The sequence below is a fragment of the Rhodoferax sp. WC2427 genome (assembly GCF_040822085.1).
Lineage (GTDB): Bacteria > Pseudomonadota > Gammaproteobacteria > Burkholderiales > Burkholderiaceae_C > Rhodoferax_B.
Window position 1 is genome coordinate 1,417,335 of record NZ_CP162006.1, and the last position, 25,211, is coordinate 1,442,545.

Annotated in this window: 23 protein-coding genes and 1 tRNA gene; 3 read left to right on the forward strand and 21 right to left on the reverse strand. The window is 52.5% G+C overall.

Features of this window, described 5'->3' with window-relative positions:
* Positions 1-93 precede the first annotated feature (93 nt).
* From AB3G31_RS06800 to ureE, 17 genes are all read right to left on the reverse strand, one after another.
* The gene (locus AB3G31_RS06800) at positions 94-1,089 is read right to left on the reverse strand and encodes a glycosyltransferase family 2 protein (protein ID WP_367849433.1); all 996 of its coding nucleotides are present in this window, start codon (positions 1,087-1,089) and stop codon (positions 94-96) included.
* A 19-nt stretch (positions 1,090-1,108) separates the two neighbouring features.
* Positions 1,109-2,062, reverse strand: a complete 954-nt coding sequence (locus AB3G31_RS06805; protein WP_367849434.1) for a GDP-L-fucose synthase family protein — start codon at positions 2,060-2,062, stop codon at positions 1,109-1,111.
* 11 nt (positions 2,063-2,073) lie between these two features.
* Positions 2,074-3,189 carry a GDP-mannose 4,6-dehydratase gene (gene gmd / locus AB3G31_RS06810; RefSeq protein WP_367849435.1) on the reverse strand — a complete coding sequence of 372 codons (1,116 nt, stop codon included), beginning with the start codon at positions 3,187-3,189 and terminating at the stop codon, positions 2,074-2,076.
* Positions 3,190-3,222: 33 nt separating this feature from the next.
* The gene (locus tag AB3G31_RS06815; protein ID WP_367849436.1) at positions 3,223-4,305 is read right to left on the reverse strand and encodes a glycosyltransferase; all 1,083 of its coding nucleotides are present in this window, start codon (positions 4,303-4,305) and stop codon (positions 3,223-3,225) included.
* Positions 4,302-5,267, reverse strand: coding sequence for a glycosyltransferase (locus AB3G31_RS06820; RefSeq protein ID WP_367849437.1), 966 nt, complete (start codon positions 5,265-5,267; stop codon positions 4,302-4,304). Before AB3G31_RS06820 ends, AB3G31_RS06815 begins: the two co-directional genes overlap by 4 nt.
* Before the next feature lie 23 nt (positions 5,268-5,290).
* Positions 5,291-5,950: an acetyltransferase gene (locus tag AB3G31_RS06825; RefSeq protein ID WP_367849438.1), complete on the reverse strand. Its 660-nt coding sequence runs from the start codon at positions 5,948-5,950 to the stop codon at positions 5,291-5,293.
* A 35-nt stretch (positions 5,951-5,985) separates the two neighbouring features.
* On the reverse strand, positions 5,986-7,104 hold the full coding sequence (vioA, locus tag AB3G31_RS06830) for a dTDP-4-amino-4,6-dideoxy-D-glucose aminotransferase VioA (protein ID WP_367849439.1): 1,119 nt from the start codon (positions 7,102-7,104) through the stop codon (positions 5,986-5,988).
* 143 nt (positions 7,105-7,247) lie between these two features.
* On the reverse strand, positions 7,248-11,555 hold the full coding sequence (locus AB3G31_RS06835) for a glycosyltransferase 61 family protein (protein ID WP_367849440.1): 4,308 nt from the start codon (positions 11,553-11,555) through the stop codon (positions 7,248-7,250).
* Positions 11,556-11,679: 124 nt separating this feature from the next.
* The gene (locus AB3G31_RS06840; protein ID WP_367849441.1) at positions 11,680-12,387 is read right to left on the reverse strand and encodes an ABC transporter ATP-binding protein; all 708 of its coding nucleotides are present in this window, start codon (positions 12,385-12,387) and stop codon (positions 11,680-11,682) included.
* A gap of 7 nt (positions 12,388-12,394) precedes the next feature.
* Complete coding sequence (locus tag AB3G31_RS06845) at positions 12,395-13,189, reverse strand: ABC transporter permease (RefSeq protein ID WP_367849442.1); 795 nt, start codon at positions 13,187-13,189, stop codon at positions 12,395-12,397.
* Positions 13,190-13,543: 354 nt separating this feature from the next.
* Positions 13,544-13,813 carry a hypothetical protein gene (locus AB3G31_RS06850; protein ID WP_367849443.1) on the reverse strand — a complete coding sequence of 90 codons (270 nt, stop codon included), beginning with the start codon at positions 13,811-13,813 and terminating at the stop codon, positions 13,544-13,546.
* A 549-nt stretch (positions 13,814-14,362) separates the two neighbouring features.
* Positions 14,363-14,450 (reverse strand) — tRNA-Ser (locus AB3G31_RS06855).
* Between the two features lie 54 nt (positions 14,451-14,504).
* A complete protein-coding gene (locus tag AB3G31_RS06860; protein WP_367849444.1) occupies positions 14,505-14,870 on the reverse strand; it encodes a 6-carboxytetrahydropterin synthase in 366 nt (121 codons plus the stop codon).
* 3 nt (positions 14,871-14,873) lie between these two features.
* Entirely contained in the window at positions 14,874-15,512 is a 639-nt protein-coding gene (queE, locus tag AB3G31_RS06865; protein WP_367849445.1) for a 7-carboxy-7-deazaguanine synthase, read from the reverse strand.
* Positions 15,513-15,559: 47 nt separating this feature from the next.
* On the reverse strand, positions 15,560-16,216 hold the full coding sequence (gene ureG, locus AB3G31_RS06870; protein ID WP_367849446.1) for an urease accessory protein UreG: 657 nt from the start codon (positions 16,214-16,216) through the stop codon (positions 15,560-15,562).
* A gap of 48 nt (positions 16,217-16,264) precedes the next feature.
* Positions 16,265-16,927, reverse strand: a complete 663-nt coding sequence (locus AB3G31_RS06875) for an urease accessory protein UreF (protein WP_367850304.1) — start codon at positions 16,925-16,927, stop codon at positions 16,265-16,267.
* Between the two features lie 103 nt (positions 16,928-17,030).
* Positions 17,031-17,603 (reverse strand): urease accessory protein UreE, encoded by a 573-nt coding sequence (ureE, locus tag AB3G31_RS06880; RefSeq protein WP_367849447.1) that lies wholly within the window; start codon positions 17,601-17,603, stop codon positions 17,031-17,033.
* 55 nt (positions 17,604-17,658) lie between these two features.
* On the opposite strand from ureE, the gene AB3G31_RS06885 reads away from it, so the two are divergent.
* A complete protein-coding gene (locus tag AB3G31_RS06885) occupies positions 17,659-17,883 on the forward strand; it encodes an AbrB/MazE/SpoVT family DNA-binding domain-containing protein (RefSeq protein ID WP_367849448.1) in 225 nt (74 codons plus the stop codon).
* Positions 17,884-17,902: 19 nt separating this feature from the next.
* On the opposite strand, the gene ureC is transcribed toward AB3G31_RS06885, so the two are convergent.
* The 4 genes from ureC to AB3G31_RS06905 are packed head-to-tail and all read right to left on the reverse strand — an operon-like array spanning position 17,903 to position 20,418.
* Positions 17,903-19,621, reverse strand: a complete 1,719-nt coding sequence (gene ureC, locus AB3G31_RS06890) for an urease subunit alpha (protein WP_367849449.1) — start codon at positions 19,619-19,621, stop codon at positions 17,903-17,905.
* Positions 19,621-19,926, reverse strand: a complete 306-nt coding sequence (locus AB3G31_RS06895) for an urease subunit beta (RefSeq protein WP_367849450.1) — start codon at positions 19,924-19,926, stop codon at positions 19,621-19,623. Before AB3G31_RS06895 ends, ureC begins: the two co-directional genes overlap by 1 nt.
* Complete coding sequence (locus tag AB3G31_RS06900) at positions 19,923-20,108, reverse strand: hypothetical protein (protein ID WP_367849451.1); 186 nt, start codon at positions 20,106-20,108, stop codon at positions 19,923-19,925. Before AB3G31_RS06900 ends, AB3G31_RS06895 begins: the two co-directional genes overlap by 4 nt.
* Positions 20,109-20,115: 7 nt before the next feature.
* Entirely contained in the window at positions 20,116-20,418 is a 303-nt protein-coding gene (locus AB3G31_RS06905; protein ID WP_367849452.1) for an urease subunit gamma, read from the reverse strand.
* 280 nt (positions 20,419-20,698) lie between these two features.
* Between AB3G31_RS06905 and AB3G31_RS06910 the strand changes: the two genes are divergently transcribed.
* Both AB3G31_RS06910 and AB3G31_RS06915 read left to right on the forward strand, forming a co-directional pair.
* On the forward strand, positions 20,699-24,217 hold the full coding sequence (locus AB3G31_RS06910; RefSeq protein WP_367849453.1) for an ATP-binding protein: 3,519 nt from the start codon (positions 20,699-20,701) through the stop codon (positions 24,215-24,217).
* A complete protein-coding gene (locus tag AB3G31_RS06915) occupies positions 24,207-25,199 on the forward strand; it encodes a response regulator (protein ID WP_367849454.1) in 993 nt (330 codons plus the stop codon). The genes AB3G31_RS06910 and AB3G31_RS06915 overlap by 11 nt, the downstream gene beginning before the upstream one ends.
* Positions 25,200-25,211: the final 12 nt, after the last annotated feature.

The following is a 25,211-nucleotide window of genomic DNA, read 5'->3' on the forward strand; positions in this document are numbered from 1 at the left end:
AAATACGCCTTTTTTTTATAGGTTTTTGCCTAGTATCCCCATTTCCGTGGGTCGACAGGCTACTTTGTGCATTGCACTATGGATATTTTTTGGCTAAGCGGATTCAAGTAAGTCGCGGGCGATATTGTGCAGCCCGCGTCCAAACTGGTTGTAGCGCCCCGTCAACGCTTCACGCAATACCGGCAGGCAACGCGCAAGGCGTTGCTTGGGTAGCGCGGCACGAAAGCGTTGGTGCGTCAGTTTCTGCTGCAGTTTTGCAAGCACGTGGGCGGGTACGGTATCCCCGCACTGGCTTAGGCGCGCCAATAGGACCTCAATCCTGAAGGCGCGATGACCCAGGGTGTTGTCGCGCAGGGCAAACGCTTTATGGAATTTAGCGGTGAGCGTCTCTCGGCGCGCGCCAATTTGGTTGGATGTATGTTGCCGGTAGTCAATCCATGGCTGCTCTAGTACATCAACCCCTCCTATGGCCGCCGCTACCATCGCGAGCCACTCGTCGTGCACCCACTCTTTGGGGAAAGGCAAGGCGTGTTTGAGCAACGACCGGCGAAAAATCGTGGTGGCACCAGTCACCAGATTGCGGCGCAAGAAAACGTCCAAGGCACGTTGGCTATGGATCCATTCAAGTTCAAATGGTCGTACCTCCAGGGCATAGAACAACGATCCCGGCAAGCCGAGTCCCTGCTCGTCGACGAGCCTGGCGTTGCTGTGCAGCAAGAGCAAGTCGGGACGTTGTTCAAATTCAGCAGCCATCCGTGCCAACCGATCAGCATGCCAAATGTCGTCTTGGTCGCACAGTGCGATGAGGTCGCCGGTGCATGCCATGACTGCTTGTTCAAAGTTTTTTGTCACTTTGAGGGGAATTTCATTGCGCAGAATCTTCAACTGCACTGATTTCTGCGAATGCTGTTGCCATTCGGCCATAGTCGACTCGATCAGTTCGACGCAGTGGTCGGCAGATGCATCGTCTGACACCACAATCTGCTCTGGCAGCAGGCTTTGCCCACAAATGCTTTGGACTTGATCGCGTATGAAGCGGGCCCCGTTATGGGTACACAGGGCTACAGAAATCGACAGTTTCGGGTGCAAATGGGGCGTGCTACCGGGGTCAGAGGCGCAGGTAACTGTCATAGGCCCGCTGGATGCCTTCGGCCAGCCCGGTGGTGGGGGCCCAACCCAATTGCTGGATCTTGCTGGTGTCCATCACCTTTCGCATCGTGCCATCCGGCTTGCTGGTGTCTTGCACAAAGGTGCCTTTGTAGCCAACCACGTCCGCTATCGTTTCTGCCAATGCCCGAATGGTCAGGTCTTGGCCCGAACCGACGTTGATCAGAGGGCAGCGCACCGGATTGGTGAGTTCGCTGTAACGCGTGTCGTCCAGGGATGCCAGGAATACCAGCGCGTCTGCAAGGTCATCCACATAAAGGAATTCGCGCTTGGGCGTACCGCTACCCCACAAAACGACTTCCTCTGCTCCAGATACTTTGGCATCGTGCATCTTGCGCACCAAGGCCGGTAGGACGTGTGAATTGTTGAGGTCGTAGTTGTCGCCCGGGCCATACAGATTGGTGGGCATCGCCGCCAACCACTTCGTGCCGTACTGGCGGTTGTAAGACCAGCACATTTCAACGCCAGCGATTTTTGCCAAAGCGTAAGGGCGGTTGGTAGACTCCAGCAAGCCTGTGAGCAAATACTCTTCTTTGATCGGTTGCGGACAGTCGCGCGGATAAATGCAAGAGCTACCCAGGAACACCAAACGTTCTACTTTGCAGGCATGCGCCGCACGGAAGATATTTGCCTCAATGAGCAAATTGCTCATTAGAAAATCAACGGGATAGGTGTTGTTCGCATGGATTCCACCAACCTTGGCCGCCGCCAGGAATACCACCTCAGGGCGTTCTTGTGCAAAAAATTGCTGTGTGGCGGCCCCATCTTCCAAGTCTAGTTCGGCATGCGTGCGAACCACTACATTGTTGTAGCCACGGGCCTCCAAGGCGCGCAGGATCGCGCTGCCCGCTAGACCGCGATGGCCTGCCACATAGATTTTGCTAGTTTTTTCCATAACGGTAAGGGCTACTCGTGGTAATCGTAGGTGGCGAAACCATGCTTCTTGACCAGTTCATCGCGCTGCGCACTTTGCAGATCGGATTGCACCATTTCCGCCACCAGTTGCTGGAAGCTAATTTGCGGCGTCCAGCCCAGCTTTTGCCTGGCCTTACTCGCGTCGCCAAGAAGCGTCTCCACTTCCGTGGGACGGAAGTAGCGCGGATCTACCTGCACTATGCACTTACCTGTTGCGGTGTCATAGCCCTTTTCATCCACGCCCTGGCCTTCCCAACGCATCTGGATACCCAGTTCCAAAGCCGCAGTGTTCACGAAGTCACGCACGCTGTATTGCACGCCAGTGGCGATCACAAAGTCTTCTGCTTGCTCTTGCTGCAGCATCAGCCACTGCATTTCGACGTAGTCTTTGGCATGGCCCCAATCACGCAATGAATCCATGTTGCCGAGGTAGAGGCAGTCCTGCAGATCCAACTTGATGCGCGCCAAGGCGCGTGTAATCTTGCGGGTAACGAACGTCTCGCCGCGGATCGGACTCTCGTGGTTAAACAAGATGCCATTGCAGGCATAAATGCCATAGGCCTCGCGGTAATTCACCGTGATCCAGAAGGCATACATCTTGGCAACGGCATAGGGGCTGCGCGGGTAGAAAGGCGTCGTCTCCTTCTGCGGAGTCTCTTGCACCAAGCCGTAGAGCTCCGAGGTAGAGGCTTGGTAAAAACGGGTCTTCTTTTCCAGGCCCAGGATGCGAATGGCTTCCAGAATACGAAGCGTACCAATACCATCTGCGTTAGCGGTGTACTCAGGCGTTTCAAACGACACGGCCACATGGCTCATGGCTGCCAAGTTGTAAATCTCGTCTGGCTGCACGAGCTGAATGATACGAATCAGATTGGTGGAATCGGTCAAGTCACCGTAGTGCAACTTGAATCTGGCGTTATCGACATGCGGATCCTGGTACAGATGGTCGATACGGTCCGTGTTGAACAAGGAGGAGCGGCGCTTGATGCCATGCACCTCATAGCCTTTTTTTAACAGCAACTCGGCGAGGTAGGCACCGTCTTGGCCGGTGATACCTGTTATCAGGGCGATTTTCGAATTACTCAATTTTTCATTAAATTTATGCATAAATGGTCATTATTTAATTGGGTTAAAAATTAGCTATTTACCGACGAGTTGGAGAAGCCTCTTTAGTATCCTTCTTATTCCCTGAGTTTTTTCTTTTATATCTTCCACTATTTTTGGTTTCAAAATATCAATCTCTCCCATCTTGTTTTGAAACCATCTATCATCCATGCCATATGTTTCACTCATAATCTTTCGCCTCGTCGAGTTATTGAGGCATGAAAATATCTTCAGCATCGCTATTATCTTATATGGTCTGCCAAGCCATTGATTCTCAACAAGCAAAAGGCGAGCCTTTTCTATCAGAAGATGATCTTCAGTAGGGATATCTTTGCACACTAGTAAATCCGCAAATCCGTCTATTAACTGATCACGAGATACATCATCAAAGAAAATATCCGTTATTAAAAGATGCTCATTTATAGTTCTGATTGAATTTGCCGATGTGTGGCTGCTGGCACTCTCACCTGGCAATATTCGAAAATTAATTAAATCTCGATCAGAAATAAAAATGGGATAGCGCTTTACAAGCCGGATCCACATCTCAAAATCTGGCAGTTGCCGGAATCTATTATTGTACAATCCTATCTCAATGTAACAAGATCTTCTGATTAACATTGTTGGGTGACATATACAATTACTTAGATCAAAAAAACGCCTTAACCAAAGCCCTTGACTACGATTCTCTTGATCAAAAACAGTTCCGAAGGGAAGCGACCCTTTCGTAATAACGACACCATCCTTATCAACAAACTGAGCACGTCCAAAACATGCACCAATGTTTGGATTCGTCCGTAAGATACCCACCTGGTATATTAATTTGTCGGGAGAGTTCCAGTAGTCATCTGAATTGATCAATGCAATGAACTCACCGCGAGAACGGCCTATCAATTCGTTGGTGACGATGCATGCACCACGGTTAACTGTGTTCGGAAAGAATAAAATCCTATCATCAGAGATAGAGGTAATGACGTCTCGTGTGTTATCAGTTGATCCGTCGTCGGAGATAATTAATTCAAAATCAACATCCGTTTGAGATAAGACACTTTCAATTGCTTGTTTTACATATTTTGAGTGATTATAAGTTGGCATAATCACGGAGACTGTAGGCTTGTTCATTTCCCCCCTCGCCGAATAATTTTTAATAGAACGCGTGAAAAAATTGGCGGTGTGATTAAATGGAAGAGTGGAAACAAAAATGGAGGTAAAAAATTTCTCGCCAATCTAAAAAGTCGACTTGCTGGTAATTTTATATTAGATAGATTTTTGTCTATTGTTTCAATTGCGATAGAATTTTTAATTCGCGCAGAAAGTTCATTGAACTCAGCGTTATAAATTCCATCTGTTAAGTCGTTGTAAGCCGGAATTATCTCTAATTGTGCCTTGAGTTTTTCTAGATGGCTAGCTTTGGACCAAGACCCTTTTGAATGGATTCGATAAACGGATAGGGGCTCATTCAAAAATCCAATCAAATTCTTTCCGGATATGCATATGTTGATGATCCAATCATAAGATTTTATTTCAAAGACGGACTGAGGAATTTTTCGAAGAGCAGACTTTCGATACATGCAGGTCGAAAAATTTCCAACTAAATTATCATTAATAAGATCTCGGGCCGCTATAATTTTGTGATCATTTCCAATTGGTGCACGCGGGTAAAAAAAGTTTCTATTTTCTTCAAAAACCCAGTAATTTACAGAGCATAAATCACATTCCCAATGTTCATCGAGAAATAATATTTGCTTTTCGAGCTTTGTGGGTGATATCCAATAGTCATCACCTTCAAGAACAGCGACATATAGACCATCAGAAGCCAAAAAGCCACGTTGATAATTTCGTGTGATACCGTAATTTTTGTCGTTATCTAGGTATTTAAAAATAAATCTATCATCTCGCCCTTCGAAACTCTTTATTATTTCAATGGTTTTATCGGATGAAAAATCATCTGCAATGACCAGTTCAATCCGATGAGACAGTTTTTGCCGAAATAGACTATCAAGAGCTCGTTCAATATAATTTTCATGGTTATATGTTACGAGAAGAACAGATAACTTTAGCTCAAGAATTTTGGGATTGTCCATGCAAGTAATAGCTTAATTTTTAATTAAATTATCCGTGCCGGATTTCCAATAACCGTCACTCCAGGCGGTACATCTTTGGTAACTACAGCGCCCATCCCAACTACAGCGCCTTTTCCAATTCGTAACGGCTTGTCAGCGGATCCTTGTTTGATTACTGCCTTAGTACCAATGTAGGCAAAATCATCAATATGAACATTGCCATTACAGCAAACACCGGGTGCAAAAGTAACAAAGTCCCCTATAACGCAATCGTGCGCAACATATGAATAAATATTCGCATGAAAGAAGGATCCAATTTTTACATTTGATGTAATCATAGTGTTTGGACAAAATATGGCACCTTCACCAATGACATTATTCTCTAAAATAATCACTTGAGGCCCTTGAATAGATAAAACTTTCGCAGAATTTCCGACCCTCTTTGAAATGTCTGCTCGAGCAACGCCGCTACCGATCGCAACGTTATAGAGCAAAGTACCAGTCAATGACTGAAAATCACGAAGACTTATAACAGAATATCCATTTCTACGATTTTCTATTGGGTCTTCGGTTTCAACAAAATATAAATTGATATCTTCGGCAGGAATGTTAAGACTTTTGCTGATACTTTCTTTTGAATAGGGCATTACTTCCCGTCCAAATCCACCGGCTCCAATTAATCCAAAACTAATTTTATTCTTCATAATAGTCTCTCTAATTTATCAGATGCAAAGTGCGATTACGCGGTGACGCTTTTTATGAAATTTGTTATTCTCTTTACTTCGTCAAAAGTTAAATTTGGATAAATGGGTAAACATAATATTCTGGATGCTGCATTTAACGCTACTGGCAACCCTGCATGTTGTGCAGAGGGCATGCTTCTATACATCGGAAAATCTGATATCAATGGATAAAAATATCTTCTTGCATAAATATTCTCATTCTTTAAATTTTGATACAAATCGTCTCGTGATATGGGAAAATCTGACTGAACTAGAATGGGGAAGTATGAGTAATTAGACGTTGTTTCTTCAGTATTTTCTACGCAAGTAATGCCGGGAATATCAGCAAGCTCTTTTCTATATAAAGCGTCAATAGATTTGCGAAGTAATATGGCCTCATCTACATGTTTTAGTTGAAGCATGCCGAATGCTGCATTTAGCTCACTCATCTTTCCATTTATTCCCGGTGCGACTACAGTTACTTCATCGACAATCCCAAAATTTTTAAGATTATCGATCCGTAATTTTGTTTTCTTGTCTGGGCAAATAATGGCTCCACCCTCAAATGTATTAAATACTTTAGTGGCATGAAAGCTCAATACAGATAAATCGCCATGATTTAATATACTCCCACGTGAGTCACTGACCCCAAATGCGTGAGCGGCATCATAAATTACTTTCAGGTTGTACATATCTGCAATTTTTTGAATTGCTTCTACGTCACAAGGATGTCCATAACAATGGACTGGCATGATGGCAGTCGTTTGTGGTGTTATCGCTGCTTCTATTTTACTTGGATCAATATTCAATGAGTTTTTGTCGATATCAACAAAAACTGGTTTTATTCCGTTCCAAAGTAGCGAATGTGCTGTTGCGACAAATGAGTATGGAGTTGTTATTACTTCGCCAGTTATGCGCAATGCTTGCAATGCAGTTACCAACGCGATAGTCGCATTTGTAAATAGGGCAATATGTTCGACGCCAAGATACTCGCAAAGCGCTTTTTCAAGTTGTTGGTGAAATGGGCCACCATTGGTTAAGATTTTACTCTCCCATATCTCCTCTAGGTAGGGGATAAATTCGGCTAATGGCGGAAGTTGCGGTTGCGTTACGAATATTTTGGATTTTTGTTTCATATACTAATTGAGATTAGTTTTAATAAATTTCTACTAACTACGACGGTGTACTAAGTTAATGATTCGATATAAAAAATTCGCAAGTCAATTTGCCTGAACTCGTCGCACTTAGCCGATTAAATTCTATATACGACGCTTCAAATCTATTGGCAAGCCTTTAATTCTGACTGCAGAAACTCAATTCTAGGTTTCATTTGACGATCAAATGAAAATTCCCGCCGGAGCGCGGCCTGTCCTAGCTGGGAAAGTTTCAGTAGTGCGTCTCTATTAAGGGAGTAGTATTCTAGGCGCTCGCAGATTTGCTCCACATTTCGTTCGATTAACTCGAATTCTACTCCTGGCAAAAATATCGGATTTCCCAAGTCATCCTTGTTTAGTCCCAATGAATCAGATAGAAACATTGCGACGCCAGCAAGGCCGGCCTCGACACATGCCGTAGTTGGAAATCCATCGAATGAACCACTTGCCTTAGTAATTTCATAGTTTGAAATATTGGGGGAAATAATTACGTCCATTTTTCCATAAAAGTTCGCAAAAAAGCTGGCGGGTTGAACACCATGAAAAAAGCAATTATTTAAAAATTTCTCCCCAAGAATAGATGGTGACCAGTCACCAACAAAATGAAAGTTAAATATAGAATTTCGTGAAAGTATTCGCGCAACACTTGAAAATATGTCACTACCTTTCTCTATCCCTGACTCACTGTATCGCTGTGCAACGAAGCATACATTAATTACTTTTGTGTGTATTTCCCTTCTGATAGTTTTTGGCTTATAAGCACTAGGTACAATCCCACCAAAAATAGGCAGAATGCGATCGGCCTCACAAAATTGATTGTCTATCAGGTAACTTCTAGAAATATGCTGAGTTGTTATTATCTTGCGTACTCTTCTGTCATCACAAAGTCGACGCAATTTTATGTCAGAGATCGGATCGTTTAAATCAAAACCCCCTCCGGGGTACAGAGTGAATATAGCTTCGCTACGGACCATCGAAGGATGCTCTTGCCATAAAAGAGCGGCATTATTAAGGAAGACGGTATATACAAGATTCGCACTTAAATTTGAGTTTTTGTGCATCGCAGAAACTCTTTTGCGTAAGGATGGGTGCTCTTGACCAAATTTATCCAGTAAATCAAAATAAGTGCTGCTGCCGTGTAGTTGTGGCGTATCCCAGATAGAAGAGACGACCTCCGCTTCTGGGATATTCTCCAGATAAGCCAGAAACTCCCCGTATCGAAAACTTGATAATTTAGATGGGAAAATCGTGTCAAGTATTAAAAGTCTCTTTTGGGATATACCCGCAGAAATGTTACAGCGGGAGGGAATATTATCGCTATTAAGTTTTAGAATATTACGCGCATCAGAATCAATTAAATCGGGTCGAACTGCTTGAATTTTCTCCCTAATCAGTGCCGATTCGCCTATCGCACCAACTTGCGTAAATTTCTCGGCATCCAGATCAAGTCGTAAGCCGACACTTTGCTCATTCTCCAGACACTCTAAGCTATTAACATAATAGACAGGAAGTTCATCCAATGCAAATTCTTTGCCGAGTTGAAGTTGGCGGTGCGCACCGTTGATATCACCCCAACTGCGCAAAAGCGTTGCCAGTTGGTATCGAAGGAATGTCGATCTAGGTGAAAATTCAAGTAATTTTTCGTAGGCAACTAATGCCTCGCATCGGCGACCCACTCTGTCCAATTCAAGTAGAACGGTGAAGAATGCTACGCGAACAACATAGTCTATTTCCGCGGTACCAGTCACTCGATGGAGATGGTCTAACGCATGGTCGAGATTTCCGTCGCGCAACGCAAACGACACGATCCAAGCTCTTGCATAGAAATTCTTAGAATCCTGTGCCAGCGTATGAAGCGCATTTTCGCGCAGCTGAGGATGATTCATTGGAACAGGTAATCTTCCACCAGCCATCCCGTGTTTCAAGAAATGCACGAGTGGGTTCATTTTTGCTGCAGCAACATCAGCATAAGTTGTTAAGTAATGCGTTGTACTAAATAGCGGTGATGGATCTAACCCTAGATCTGCACCATGAATCAAATAATGATCCAAGGCCGTCATATTTTCTATTTTGTACCCGACTTGTGCCTTGTAGAATTTATCATCGAATAATAGGTTTGGATTTACTGAAATATCAGGAAAATTTTGATACATCCAGGCCCCAAATCCGCGTCCTAAATGCGGTTGAGTGCGGAAGACATATGCCCGATCAAATATGTGGTTCCTATCCTCCCAAAAATCGACTTGTAATTCCACTCCGGACTGTTGGGGAAGAAAAATGTCAGGTAAAATATTCTCTAAATTCGAAACGAGTTTATCGATTTCAATAATAAAATTATTATGAAAATTGTTTAAACCTTCAACATTTATTGTTGTGCCACGCAAGAACGAAATTGATGCGCCGCCTGATTGAATAAAACTTGCGTATCCACGGAAATTGAAAGATGATAATTCATGAATAAGTCCTATAATTTTGCAATCGGGCGGGCAGAAGAGGCAATTGGTTAACGCGGAACTGCAACTTCCGACGACTATTTCTGCTTTTGAAAACAGCAGTACTTGCTCGGAAAAAGTAAGTTCTTCGGGATAAATAATCTCAAATCCATATAAAATAAGAAAGTCAGTAATTTCTTTCTCATTCACAAGCTGCCGAAGATTAAAGTTCTTCCTGGAGATAACTAGTCTAAGTCTTCTTTGTTGTTTGTCTATATCGTCATTTTTATGGTATTTTGATTTTATCGATGATATTATTTTTTCTTTTAATTCGTTGAATATGTCAGATGGCCAAACTGTATCGTATACTTTTCTTTCGGCTTTTGTCTCTAAGGGAAAAAATGCGGGGACTGATGCGATGCCGAGTTCGGAAAAATTCACCAAATGTTTGGGTAATTTAATAATTGGCCGTCCAATAGAATTCAGTATTTCTATACTCTCTAAATGAGAGTCTGGCATATTATCGTCTATATAAATTGGTATATTCTTTTCGAAAAATAAAGTATCAAATGCTAGCATCCGCGGGAGAAATTCACAAACCCAGTGGCCATAATTTTTGGACTGAACACCAAATAGCATTAATCCCTTATCTATTTTATGATCACTGACGCTTGTTGTATCAACAATTGCAATTGAATTCTTAATTCCAAAAATTGCGGAATTTCCTGATTCGACATTTACATCACCATAAATAATTTCTTTGGAGTTCGGGTTGGATGCCAGATCACTTATTAGGAAATTATCTTTAACTATTAAATTTCCACGAGGGAAAATTGTGCAATTTTCAATTGACGCGGAATATTGCGGAGGCGCAACGAGATCACCACATTCTGAATCCAACTGAACGGCTTCGCCGAAGAAATGGATAATTGGTTCGGTAATATTTCTTGATGATTTAAGTTCAAAATATGGTTGTGCATGTATTGAACAATAGTCTTTAACGGAGCAAACTTGGAGCTCTTTTAAGTCTAATTTTTTTAATTCTTTATCAATACTATTATTGAATTCAACAGCTTCTGAATATGCGAATCGGTCTATTAATTTGCGCAAATGCGATTGTTGTAGATTTACGATGCGATTTTTTATTATATTAAAATCGCCAATCTGGCAATTGAGCGCCAGTTTGTAACAATTGATAGAGTTTTCTAAGTCTCCTTCTATTTCGTACTCGGACGCTACCGTCACAAAAGGTATCTCAAGATTTCTGCATCCACTACTGGCGATAAACGATTTTGGCAGTTCTGACAATAAAACATCGACCTCCGTAAATTTTTGTTTTCTAAGAAGTAGAAATAACTTTAGTTGTAAATTTTTGGAATTTATTACTATAGAATCTTTGCATTCAAATTTTAACGCCAATTCGTAACATATTATTGCGTTAAGAAAATCGCCTTTTAATTCATATTCAATAGCGACGTCTACAAAGGGTGCTTCAAATTCGCCTGATCCGGTAACCGCTACTAGACGTGGCGGCCTATTTTCATAAAAAGTATTGGCCTCGGCGAATTTTTTTGCTCTCAATAACTTAAATAATTCAATCTGATAATATTTGGATCGAATAGTTGATTCATCGTTGGATGCAATATAAGCTACATAGTAGGCATTGGACGCCGCTTCTAAATTATTGTCCACCTCTGATCTGTAGGCGCAGACGGCCATTAGTTTGGCTAGCGTGTCTTTGTCTTTGGGGCTGGGAGCACAACGGAGAACTTGTCTGCCTTCCTCTACTGCCGAACTGTAATCCTGCTTTTCCATCAATGCATTGATTTTTTGCCAGCCGCGCATGATATTTGTGTCGATGGCATGCGTTTGATTTATTTTTTTTGGCACCGCTTCTGAATACGCATTTTTTTTGGTGCGATGAGGCTTTGGAATAATGTTGCCAAATATTTTGTTAAGCCCAATTAGTCTCCGAAATATTTTGAGTGCCAATATTTTCATTTTTTGTTCTCGATGTGGAAAATGTAAACTAGAGAAATTTGGAAAAATGAAAGATGGCTACGTCATGATCTGGAACTAAGTCGGAGAGATTGCGGTGAAACAATATAATATTCAGGTTAAAGGATTAAGTCTTTTGTATCGTTAGAGTGCCGTGGCTTAGATGTGCAATCATATTGCATTCTTTAGCAATTAGCTCAGCTGAATGGGAAGCCAATACAAGTATTCCGGAGCCGGCAACCACTTCACGCATTCTGATCTCAGCTTTTGCAGTGAATTCAGCATCACCTACTGACAACCATTCATCCATCAATAAGATATCTGCTTTCACGCTGGTCGATATTGCGAATGCAAGTCTCATTGCCATACCTGTTGAATATGTTCGAACTGGCATGTTAAGGTAGTTGCCAAGACCACTGAATTCGCCGATTTCTTGAGTAAGATTCTCAATTCTTTTTTTACTCAATCCCATTACTAGGCCGCGCAGTGTAATATTTTCAAACCCTGTGGCGTCTGATTCGATACCAAGCGTTGGATCAATTAGGCTTGCCACCGTTCCTTGCCTTATTAATGTTCCAGACGAGGGCTCATAAATTCCTGCTAGCGTGCGTAGCAAAGTCGATTTCCCTGCCCCATTGTGACCAGTTAGCCCAAGGCGATCACCGCTCTTTAGTTCTAAATTGATTTTACTCAATGCCTGAACAACGGTAACTCCAGTCTCTTGCCCAAATCGCCCCCCAGTTACTGAGGCCGCCAAGGTTTTTTTAAATGAACTGGCGCCAGCTCCATATATGGGAAAACTAACATCTACATTATTAAGTGAAATTCTAATCATATGTTATTTATAACCAATATACTACGCGGCGATGATATTTGTTGAAAAGGAATATGGCTAGTGAAACATTGAGTGCGGTCCAAGTTAAAATGCCAATCCAGGTATTTAGATGTGGAACTCCATCCATCAATGGTAATCGCATAAGCTCCAACATTTGGGCGAATGGATTCCACAAGATGTATTTTGCTCTCTCTGGAAGGCTTTCAGGAAGCCAGAAAATTGGCGTTAGAAACATAAGCATTTGCATCATATTTATAACGATTTGAGCCATATCGCGAAAACGAGTGCATATAAGCCCTAGAGCTATACCAAGTGCATGTGCGTTGATTAGCGCAATAATAAGGGCCGGAATAGTAAGGGTCATCTGCCATGACAGTGGTATTCCCGCCCATATGGCAACTGGAATGTAGAGGACTATCTGATGACCAAGTTGAATCATATTCCTGGCCATACTTCTCCAAACAAAGAGGCTTATGGGGAAATAACCTTGCTTCAAATAGTTGCTAGATATAATGAATACATTGCATGAGTCGATTACTATAGATGAATAAAATCCCCAAAATATTATCCCTAGCGCTAAATGTGGGAAGAATTTGGAGAGTTCGGTACCAAATAGGGAACTGTATAGAGGCCCCATTCCGCCGATCATTGCTCCCATGCTGATCGTCAACCAGAGTGGCCCCAACATCGAGCGGCGATAACGAAGAACAATGTCGAACCAAGCGAGTGTCCACCAGATGTCTGTCCGGCGTGTGCCATCCCACCAGTCTGCCCACGCTGAGCGATGAAGGCTAGAGGTCATAGGACGATTCCAGACTTATTTTCGGAGGAATTTATTGGTCGGGAATTTTCGAAGTTGATGGGATTTGATTGCATGAAGATGTTGGGCGTAGTTCGCTCGTGGGGTAGATGTACTCGACCGCGACAGCACGGTGGAGCAGGGAGTTTACCCCCCATGCTAGGACAGTGGTTTGCCTGGCGCGGCAAGGTTTCCGTGCGTCATGTGTGTGGAAGCCTGGTGTCCTCACAACACGGGTACAAGCGCTGGCCCCAAGTAGCACAAATGCCTTAAGTCACGATGACCATTCGGCCTTGCATAGTCTTTGGATTCCATCGCTGGCCTATTCCGTGAGGTAGGGCGGCGGCTTAGGCAGGTCTACTTCACCGTCTGGCTGACTCGAGCAACAATGTAAGTGGTCATTACGAGGAGGATTTGGATGTCTGTCGCGTAGCAATACGTCAGCAGTCCGCCTGCCTGCTGGTACGCAGAAGCATAGCTCACTTGATAGTGTTGTTCTTGCCGATTCAGCCTTGCACCTTGCTCCATCATCCGACGATGTTTCATGCTCCACCATTTTGAGCCGTGCTCGCGAAGAAGGAATGCAACCGAAGCGGATTTTGAGAAAATCAGGTTGGCGCGGCTCACAAAAGACTGAACATCGAGGCATAACCTATATTACTTACTGTGGATGTGTCGATAGTGAATAGCAGACTATCAGGAAGCTATATGAGCTGTGACTGGGACAATAGGGCATCAAACATTACATCTCAATGGTTACACATTGTGTACGACAGGTAGTTCAAGTAGCAATGACGGAGATGATCGATCGGGAAAGGTGCGCTATATGAGATACAACACTGCGAGGTGGGCCCGGGTCGGGTCAAAGCGTACGGACCGCCAATCGCTAAGGGGGAAAACTTGTTGGGCAGCGCGTCCTGGGGGCGCTGGGTCAGCAGGTGATGGTGCAAATCGCTAAAGGCAGCGAACTGCACGAGCTGATTAAGTGCTCAGTAACTGGAGTGGCCTTGCTCGACTGAAAAACGAAATGGCGGCTAGGGGGGAGCTACCAACGTGGTCAAAGCACCAGATTGCGGCTCATTCACTTTGCGGTTTTGACATTGCCGTTTCAAAGCCGTTGAATAGCCCTTTACGGCTTTCTAAACACAATTGAAATTGCGCAGGTTTTATATCTACTGGCGGAAGCGGTGAGATTCGAACTCACGGATAGTTTCCCATCGCCGGTTTTCAAGACCGGTGCAATCGACCACTCTGCCACGCTTCCTAACCTTCCATTCTAACCCCGGTATTTACACCTAGGTTACAAAACGTACACCATTTAGAGGACGTCCAAAACGCAAGAATCGCCTAGCGCATCGCGCCAGACGCGCACGCGGTTCACGGGGGGGTGGACGTCGGCTAGCTGGGTTGCGATGAAGGTACACAGGTTCTCGAGGGTGGGGGTACCCAGGTCGGGCACCTCGTCCAGCAGATGGTGGTCGAGTTGTTCACGTACGGCTTCGAGACGCAGGCGTAAAAAGCCCAGGTCCAACACCATTCCGTTGGCGGGGTCGCGGGGGCCGCTGACGCTGACTTCGGCGTGGTAGGTGTGGCCGTGGATGCGGCGGCTGCCTGCGGCTTCGATCTCGCGTTGCAGGGTGTGGGCCGCATCAAAGTAAAAACGTTGGCTGATGGTGAACTGCATGGCTTAGCGTATCTGGGTGATCTTGTGGGTTTGCAGGCTTAAGCGCCAGGCGGGGTGCTGCATGCATGTATCTATGCACAGGGCGATGTTGGCCGCTTGCTCGGGGCCGTCCATGGGCTGCAAAAAGCGGTGGGTGAACTGCCCGGTGCTGGCGAGCGTGGGCAAGTCCAGGCCGGGTTGGGGCCAGACGACCTTGAGTTCCTGCCCTTGCTGCTGAATCCACGGCGCACCGGCCTTGGGGCTGATACACAGCCAGTCGATGCCCTCGGGCGCGCGCACCGTGCCATTGCTTTCCACGGCGATGCGGAAACCGCGCGCGTGCAGGGCGTCGACCAGGGCGGCGTCCACCTGCAGCAGGGGTTCGCCACCCGTGAGCACGGTGAGACGGTTCTGGGTGTTGCCTGCGGGCCATTGGGCGGCGATTTGGTCGGCCAGTGCATCGGCATCGGCAAATTTGCCGCCCAGGGTGCCGTCGGTGCCCACAAAGTCGGTATCGCAAAAACGGCAGACGGCGGTGGCGCGGTCGCTTTCGCGGCCAGTCCAGAGGTTGCAGCCGGCGAAGCGGCAGAATACGGCCGGGCTGCCGGCCTGGCCGCCTTCGCCTTGCAGGGTGTAAAAAATTTCTTTGACGCTATAGGTCATGGGAGAACGCCGTTGTAAGCGGCGTGGAGCTGGCTAAGCCCTTGATTTTACTGGGCGTGCTGGGGAGTCAACATTCCCTTGGTTTCGATGAAGGCCACCACTTCGGCCAAGCCACTGAGCGTCTTGAGGTTGGTCATGACAAACGGTTTGACTCCGCGCATGCGGCGCGTGTCGGATTCCATCACGTCCAGATTGGCGCCCACGTGCGGAGCCAGGTCGGTCTTGTTGATGACGAACAGGTCGCTCTTGGTGATGCCGGGGCCGCCTTTGCGGGGGATCTTTTCGCCCGCGGCCACGTCGATTACGTAGATGGTGAGGTCGCTCAGCTCGGGGCTGAAGGTAGCGGCCAGGTTGTCGCCGCCGCTCTCAATAAACACGATGTCGGCATTGGGGTGCTCGACCAGCATGCGGTCAATGGCCTCCAGGTTGATGGAGCAGTCTTCGCGGATGGCGGTGTGCGGGCAGCCGCCCGTTTCCACGCCCATGATGCGCTCGGCGGGCAGGGCGCCGCTGACGGTCAGGATGCGCTGGTCTTCCTTGGTGTAGATGTCGTTGGTGATGGCCACCAGGTCGTATTTTTCGCGCATGGCTTTGCACAGCATTTCCAGCAGCGTGGTTTTGCCGGAACCCACCGGGCCGCCGATGCCGACGCGCAGGGGAGGGAGCTTCTTGGTACGGTGGGCGATGTGGTGCAGAGTGGACATGGTAATTTGCTATTAAATAAAGAGCTTCTTGTGCTGATGGAATAAGCGCTAGGACCTGAAAAGCCTTGAATACTGCACCTCGTGCTGGCTGCTCAGAATGGCCAGCATGGGCGAAAACGCCTGGCGCTGGCTGTCAGGCAACTGGGTGGCATGGTCCACGGCGGCGGGAATGTCGGCGGCCAGGCGCGCCAGGATGCGCTGCCCGGCGCTTTGGCCCAGCGGCACCGATTTGATGGCCGACTGGGTCATGTTTTCGGCCCAGCCAAAGGCGTAGGCCAGCAGGCAGTCGCGCAATGGGGCCTGCGTGGCGGAGGCGGCCAGGGCGTAGGCGATGGGGTAGGTGGGCTGCAGCTGGGCGCAGGCCGCGATCTGTTGGGTTGAAGCGGTGTGGTGGTTGCGCAGCCATTCCAATAGCGATCGGCCCATCTGCTCAGCCTGGGCGCGCAGTTCGCTGGTTTCGCGGGTCTGCAGCACCCAGGCGTTGAGCTCGGCCACGTGGGCCAGGTCGCCACGCCGCCAGGCGGGGATGGCTTTGGCGATGGCGGCCAGGTCGCCCCGGGTCAGCGCTAGGTGCAGTTGGTCGATCAGCCAGTCGGATGCTGCTTTTTCTGTAGCTACTCCCGCCCTATCCACGGCAGCTTCCAGCCCTTCGGAGTAAGAAAAACCGCCTACCGGCAAGGCCGGCGATGCCAGCCAGATCAGTTGCAGCAAACCGGGCGTGGCCGATTCTGGTGGACTGGCGGCGTGGCTTACTCGGGCAGGGCTGCGGCGGACCGGCGGCACCAGCGGGCGGAGTCGGCGCACGGTCATGGGATCAGTGGGAATGACCGTGCCCGTGGTCGTGTCCACAGCCAGGGCCATGGACGTGCGGGGCGGCTTTGACCGGAATGGAGACTGGCTTGGGTGCCGGATGGTCGTGGCCATGGCTGTGGCCACCCGCCGCATAGGCCCCGCCTTCGGGCTCAAACGCCACGGTGGCTTCCGCCACCGTCAAATGCATGGCGCGCAGCATGTCGGCCAGCACGTGGTCGGGCTCGATCTTCAGGTGGTCGGGCTGCAGCTCGATCGGCACATGGCGGTTGCCCAGGTGGTAGGCGGCGCGGGTCAGGTCGAACGGCGTGCCGTGCCCATGGACGGTGATGACCAGCACCGGCTGGGGGGCTGCCACCACCGTGACCAGGGAGCCGTCTTCCACCACCAGCACATCGCCGCCACGCACCAGGGTGCCGCGCGGCAGGAAAACGCCGAGCTGGCGGCCCAGGGAGTCGGTGGCATCGAAACGGCTTTTTTGCCGCACGTCCCAGTCCAGTTCGACGGTACTGCCACGTTTGAGCAGGGCAGGGGCCAGGCCTTTGCCTTGGGGGATGAGTTTGGAGGTTTGGAGCATGGCGGGCTGTAGGCTGTAGATAATCGGTTGAGTGCAGTCACTGGAGGATGCGGGTATGCCAATTTTGAAATTAATTGAAATCGGTGACTCGGTGGGGGTCATTCTGCCTACCGAGTTGTTGGATCTGCTTAAGTGCGCAGAGGGCGACGCCTTGCTGTGGTCGGTAACCGCTCAAGGGGTTTTACTCACGCGGGACGATCAGGTACCGAATGCACAGCTTCCGCTAGGGCGTGAGTTTATGGACGATTACCGCGACACTTTTCGCGGATTGGATTCGTAACCACTCGCTGATTCGCTACCTAAAACAAGAAGTACCGCTGCGCCATCGGCAAGCTTACCGCCGCCTCACACGTCAGCAGCACCCCATCCGCCCGCACGCTGTAGGTTTGCGCGTCAATTTCCATCTTCGGCAGATAGCTGTTGTGCACCATGTGCTGCTTGCGCACGGGCCGGATGTCTTTGACGGCGCTGAGGGTCTTGGCCAGGCCAAAGCGTTCCTTGATGCCGCCGGTCAACCCGGCTTGCGACACAAAGGTCAGCGAGCCGCGCGCCAAGGCTGTGCCGTAGGCGCCAAACATCGGGCGGTAGTGCACCGGCTGGGGCGTGGGGATGCTGGCGTTGGGGTCGCCCATGGCGGCCATGGCGATGAAGCCGCCTTTCAAGATGAGCGCGGGTTTCACGCCGAAGAAGGCCGGTTTCCACACCACCAGGTCGGCCCATTTGCCCACCTCGATACTGCCCACTTCGTGGCTGATGCCGTGGGCCAGCGCCGGGTTGATGGTGTACTTGGCCACATAGCGCTTGGCGCGGAAGTTGTCGTTGCGGCTGCTGTCCTCGGGCAGGCTGCCGCGCTGTTGCTTCATCTTGTGCGCCGTCTGCCAGGTGCGCAGAATCACCTCACCCACGCGGCCCATGGCCTGGCTGTCGCTGCTCATCATGCTGATGGCGCCCAGGTCGTGCAGCACGTCTTCGGCGGCAATGGTTTCCTTGCGGATGCGGCTTTCTGCGAAGGCCAGGTCTTCGGGGATGCTGGCATCCAGGTGGTGGCAGACCATCAGCATGTCCACGTGCTCGTCCAGCGTGTTCACGGTGTAGGGCATGGTGGGGTTGGTGCTGCTGGGCAAGAAGTTGGCCTCGCCCACCACCCGCAAGATGTCGGGCGCGTGCCCGCCGCCTGCGCCTTCGGTGTGGAAGGCGCACAGGCCGCGGCCCTTGGTGGCGGCGATGGTGTTCTCTACAAAGCCGCTCTCGTTGAGCGTGTCGGAATGGATGGCCACCTGCACGTCTTCCAGCTCGGCCACGTCCAGGCAGTTGCTGATGGCGGCGGGGGTGGTGCCCCAGTCTTCGTGTAATTTAAGGCCGATCACGCCCGCGCCGATCTGCTCGTGCAGCGCGGCGGGCAGGCTGGCGTTGCCCTTGCCCAGAAAGCCCAGGTTCATGGGGAAGGCATCGGCCGCCTGCAGCATGCGCTCGATGTTCCAGGGGCCGGGCGTGCAGGTGGTGGCAAAGGTGCCAGTGGCCGGGCCGGTGCCGCCGCCCAGCATGGTGGTCACACCGCTGGCCAGGGCTTCCTCAATCTGCTGCGGGCAGATGAAGTGGATGTGGCTGTCGATGCCGCCTGCGGTAACGATGTTGCCCTCGCAGCTGATGATCTCGGTGCCGGGGCCGATGATGATGTCCACCCCCGGCTGCACGTCGGGGTTGCCCGCCTTGCCGATGGCCACGATGCGGCCGTCTTTCAGGCCAATGTCTGCCTTGACGATGCCCCAGTGGTCCAGGATCAGTGCGTTGGTCATCACGCAGTCCACTGCGCCCTCGGAGCGCATTTTTTGCGACTGCGCCATGCCGTCGCGGATGGTCTTGCCGCCGCCGAACTTGACTTCTTCGCCGTAAGCACCTGCCGCCAGGGTGTAGTCTTTTTCGACCTCGATCAACAGGTCGGTGTCGGCCAGGCGGACCCGGTCACCAGTGGTCGGTCCAAATATTTCGGCGTACGCGCGTCGTCCAATCGTTGCCATCAGAGTTTTCCTTGCACTAGTCCGCGAAATCCATACACCGTGCGGTCGCCCGCGTAATCCACCAGCTCCACCGTGCGCTGCTGGCCGGGCTCGAAGCGCACCGCGCTGCCCGACGCAATGTTCAGCCGCATGCCCTGGGCGGCAGCCCGGTCAAAGCCCAGCGCGCCATTGGTTTCGGCAAAGTGGTAGTGGCTGCCCACCTGGATGGGCCGGTCTGCGGTGTTGTTGACCACCAGGGTGACGCTGCGCCGCCCGGTGTTCAGTGGGTGCTCACCGTCGTCTACCAGCAGTTCGCCGGGGGTCATTTACCGCCCCGGTCGCGCCACACGGCCCAGGCCGACACCCCCGCCAACGCTGCCAGCACGCAATAGCCCACGGCGTCCGACGTGTGCCAGTGGCTGCTGCTCAGGCCAGGAACTTCATGGCCAAATACGGCTCCCGTGCTTATAGATAGGGCGAGAGAAGCTATTAATTTAGGAGTATGCATGTCGGGCTCACAGAATGGGTTGGTGCACGGTGACGAGCTTGGTGCCGTCCGGAAAGGTGGCCTCCACCTGGATGTCGGGGATCATCTCGGCGATGCCCTCCATCACGTCGGCGCGGGTCAGGATGTTGCGGCCTGCGCTCATCAGCTGGGCCACGCTCTGGCCGTCGCGCGCACCTTCCATCACTGCCGCGCTGATGAAGGCGATGGCTTCGGGGTAGTTCAGCTTCAGGCCCCGGGCTTTGCGCCGCTCGGCCAGCAGGGCGGCGGTGAAGATCAGCAGCTTGTCTTTCTCTCGGGGCGTGAGTTCCATAGGATCTTTAAAGTGGTGACTTATTGCGCATTATTAAGCAAGCTACGGGCCTTCGGCCTACGCCAAATGGCGCACAAGCTTGGTGCATGGCTGGGCACAAAAGCTGCGAAGATCCCTTGGTGTGGTGTTGCGCGCTATCTGGAACATAAAACCGCGCCTTCTCGCCCATGCTGTCGTTGCAAATCCGCGCCATAGCGGTGCTATGGCTGTGGTTTGCGCCTAATCCTGACCAAGAATCCACCGGTTTTATTTGTTCCATCAAGCACGCAACACCACACTAGTGACCGATTCCGACCTGACCCCTTTGAACGACGCCCCCCAGCAGGTGGTGAAGATCCGGCGCGACTACAACAGCTGGGTGGCCAGCGAGACCCTGGAAGACTACGCCCTGCGGTTTGCCCCGCAGCGCTTTCGCAAATGGTCCGAGTGGCGGGTGGCCAACACGGCGTTTGGCGCGGCATCGTTTTTGATTCTGGAGGCGGTGGGTGCCACCTTGCTGGTGCAGCACGGTTTTGTGAACGCCTTCTGGGCGATTGTGGCCACCGGGCTGATCATTTTTCTGGCCGGGCTGCCCATCAGCATCTACGCCGCCCGCTGCGGGGTGGACATGGATTTGCTCACCCGCGGCGCGGGTTTTGGCTACATCGGCTCCACGCTCACCTCGCTGATCTACGCGTCCTTCACCTTCATCTTTTTCGCGCTGGAGGCGGCGGTGATGGCCTATGCGCTGGATTTGTCGCTGGGCATACCGCCGCGCTGGGGATATTTGATTTGCGCGCTGGTGGTGATTCCGCTGGTCACGCACGGCGTGTCCATGATCAGCCGCCTGCAGGTCTGGACCCAGCCGCTGTGGCTCGTGCTGCTGGTGGTGCCGTTTGCCTACGTGTGGATGCGCGAACCCGGCGCGTTTGCCGGGGTGCTGCAATATGGTGGCGTTTCTGGTGGCGTGGCGGGGCATGCCAACACCTTCAACCTGCTGTCGTTCGGTGCGGCGCTCACCGTAGGCATTGCGCTCATTACCCAGATGGGCGAGCAGGCCGACTACCTGCGCTTCATGCCCGCCTACACGGCTGCCACGCGCGGCCGCTGGTGGCTGGGTGTGCTGGCGGGCGGGCCGGGCTGGGTGCTGCTGGGGGTGTTGAAGATGCTGGGCGGCGCGCTGCTGGCCTACCTGGCCATCACCCACATGGTGCCACCCGAGCGCGCGGTCGACCCCAACCAGATGTACCTGGCGGCCTATGAGTACGTGTTCCCGCAGTACGGCTGGGCGGTGGCGGCCACGGCCTTGTTTGTGGTGCTGTCGCAGCTCAAGATCAACGTCACCAATGCCTACGCCGGGTCGCTGGCCTGGTCCAACTTTTTCTCGCGCATCACGCACAGCCATCCGGGCCGGGTGGTGTGGGTGGTGTTCAACACGCTGATCGCCTTCATGCTGATGGAGATGAACGTGTTCGAGGCGCTGGGCGACGTGCTGGGGCTGTACTCCAACCTCGCCATCGCCTGGATCATGACCGTGGTGGCCGACCTGGTCATCAACAAGCCGCTGGGCCTGTCGCCGCCGGGCATCGAGTTCAAGCGCGCGTATCTGTACGACATCAACCCGGTGGGCGTCGGCTCTATGGCGCTGGCCTCCACCTTGTCGATGCTGGCCTACCTGGGCCTGTTCGGGCCGATGGCGCAGGCGTTTTCGGCGCTGATCGCCCTGGGTACGGCCATGGTCGCCGCTCCCTTGCTGGCCTGGTGGACCCAGGGCCGCTACTACATCGCCCGGGGCCCGCAGTCTGATTGGAGGGGCATTACCCAGCCGATGGCGGACGACAGCTACCAGCGCCTGCGCGTGCAGCGCTGCGTGATTTGCGAGCGCGAATACGAGGCCCCCGACATGGCCCATTGCCCCGCCTACCAGGGCGCCATCTGCTCGCTGTGCTGCACGCTGGACGCGCGCTGTGGGGATGTGTGCAAACCCCAGGCCAGCCTGAAGGTGCAGTGGGCCGCGGCTCTGCGCTGGCTGCTGCCCCAGCGCGCCTGGCCCTACCTGGAAACCGGTTTGGCGCACTTCATTTTGCTGATGCTGGTGGTGGTGCCGATTTTGGCCGCATTGTTTGGGTTGCTATATTTTCAAGAGCTGCAAGCGCTGGTCCAATCAGCGGTAGATGCCGATTTTGATCCTAGTCTGGCGTTGCGCTCCGGCTTCGTCAAAGCCTATATGGCCCTGGTGCTGATGGCCTGCATCGTGGCCTGGTGGTTTGTGCTGGCGCACAAAAGCCGCCAGGTGGCACAAGAAGAATCGAATCGCCAAACCCATTTGCTGCAGCGCGAAATCGCCTCGCACGCGCAAACCGACAAGGCCTTGCAAGCGGCTACCTTGGTGGCAGAGCAGGCAAGGGCGCAAGCTGACCAGGCCAACCAGGCCAAAAGTCGCTACATCAGCGCCATCAGCCACGAGCTGCGCACGCCGCTCAACAGCATCCTGGGCTACGCGCAACTGATGGGCGAAGACACCGGCGTGCCACCGCACCGCCAGCAGGCCATCGGCGTGATCAAGCGCGGCGGCGAGCACCTGCTGTCGCTGATCGAAGGCACGCTGGATATCGCCCGCATCGAATCCGGCAAATTGACGCTGGCCACCCGGCCCATGCCGTTTGCCGACCTGCTGCACGAGATGGCCGAGATGTTCGAGCCCCAGGCCCGCGCCAAGGGCCTGCAGTTCCACTTCGACCCGCAGGGCGTGCTGCCCGAGCAGGTGCGCGCCGACGAAAAGCGCCTGCGCCAGATCCTTATCAACCTGCTGGGCAATGCCATCAAGTTCACCGCCACCGGCCGCGTGCGGCTGCGGGCCCGCTACGCGCTGGAGATGGCCTTCATCGAGATCGAAGACACCGGCCCCGGCATGCACGCCGACGAACTGGCCCAGGTGTTCGAGCCGTTCGAGCGCGGGGCTTCCCAAACCACCAGCTCCGGCAGCGGCGGGGCGGGCCTGGGCCTGACCATCGCCAAAATGCTCACCGACCTGATGGGCGGCGAGATGACCGTGGTCAGCACCCCCGGCAGCGGCTCGGTGTTCCGCGTCAAGCTGTTCCTGCCCGAAATCCACGGTGCCGACCTCAAAACCGTGCAGCGCAGCGCCCCGCGCCTGCGCCGCGCCTACCTGGGCCCGCGCCGCAAGTTGCTGGTGGTGGACAACGAAGAACCCGACCGCGAGCTACTGGTGCAACTGCTGCAGCCCCTGGGCTTCGAGGTGCGCACCGCCGCCAGCGGCCACGACGCGCTCGATCTGCTGGCCGCAGGCTACGCCCCGGATGCCGTGCTGATGGACCTCGCCATGCCCGGCATTGACGGTTGGGAAACCATACGCCGCATCAAGTCGGATGGGCTGAGTACGGCGCACGTGGCCATCGTCTCCGCCAACGCCTTCGACAAAGGCCTGGACAACGATGTAGGCATCCGCACCGACGACTTCATCACCAAACCCGTGCGCCACAGCGAGCTGCTCGACTGGCTGGAGCGCCGCCTGCAACTGCAGTGGGTGGAAGCACCCGCCGTGGCCGAGGTGGTGCCCGCCGCGCCGGTGCTGCGTGTCTGGCCCGACCCGGCCCGCCTGCAGGCGCTGCGCCAGGTGGCCGAGCTGGGCTTTTACCGGGGTATCCTCAACCAGTTGGCCGCGCTGGAACAGGCGCAGCCCGCATGCCGGGGCCTGGCGCAGGAAGTGCGCACCCTGGCCCAACAATTCCAGTTTGAAGCCATAGGCCGTTTGCTGGCTGAAGCACCCGCCAGCCCCGATACCACCCATGCTCCCTGAACCCGAAGCCATCCTCGACCGCAGCAACTCTGACGTGGTGCTCATCGTCGACGACGTACCCGACAACCTGGCCGTGCTGCACGACGCGCTGGACGAATCCGGGTACACCGTACTGGTAGCCACCCGCGGCGAAACCGCCTTGCAGCGCGCCGCCCAGGCCCTGCCCGACATCGTGCTGCTCGACGCGATGATGCCCGGCATGGACGGCTTCGAGGTGGCCCGCCGCCTCAAGGCCCACCCGGCCACCGCCCACATTCCCATCATCTTCATGACCGGCCTGACCGAGACCGAGCACCTGGTGGCCGCGCTGGACGCGGGCGGGGTCGACTACGTGACCAAGCCCATCAACCCCAAAGAGGTGATGGCCCGCATGAACGTGCACCTGCAAAGCGCCCGCCGCGCCCGCCAGCAGGTCCACCAGGCCGGCCAGGCCCGCAACGCGCTGGACGCGTTCGGCTACGCCAGCATCACCGTGCGCGCCAGCGACGGCAAGCTGATGTGGCAAACCCCGCTGGCCCGCGACCTGCTGCGCGACTACTTCGGCACCAGTGCGCCCCAGACCCCACCACTCGTGGTCGACTGGCTGCAGCAGCACCTGCCTGCCGCCCGGCAGCAGATCGAACCGCCGCGCCTCAGCGTGGAGCAGGGCGCACGCCGCCTGAGCTTTCGCCTGCACCAGCAAACCGGCGACGGAGAGGGGGAGGGGGATTGGCTGATCGTCATGCGCGAGGTGTCCGACGCGGCGGTGATCGAGGCCATGAGCCTGAGCTTCAAGCTCACCACCCGCGAGGCCGAGGTGCTGTACTGGGTGGTCAAGGGCAAGACCAACCGCGACATCGGCGAGATCCTGGGCAGCAGCCCCGCCACCGTGAAAAAGCACCTGGAGCGCGTCTACGTGAAGATGGGCGTAGAGACCCGCACCGCCGCCGCCGGGGCGGCCATGACCAAGATCCGGCAGCTGCACCCGCAGTTTGAAGGCTGAGCCAGGACGGGG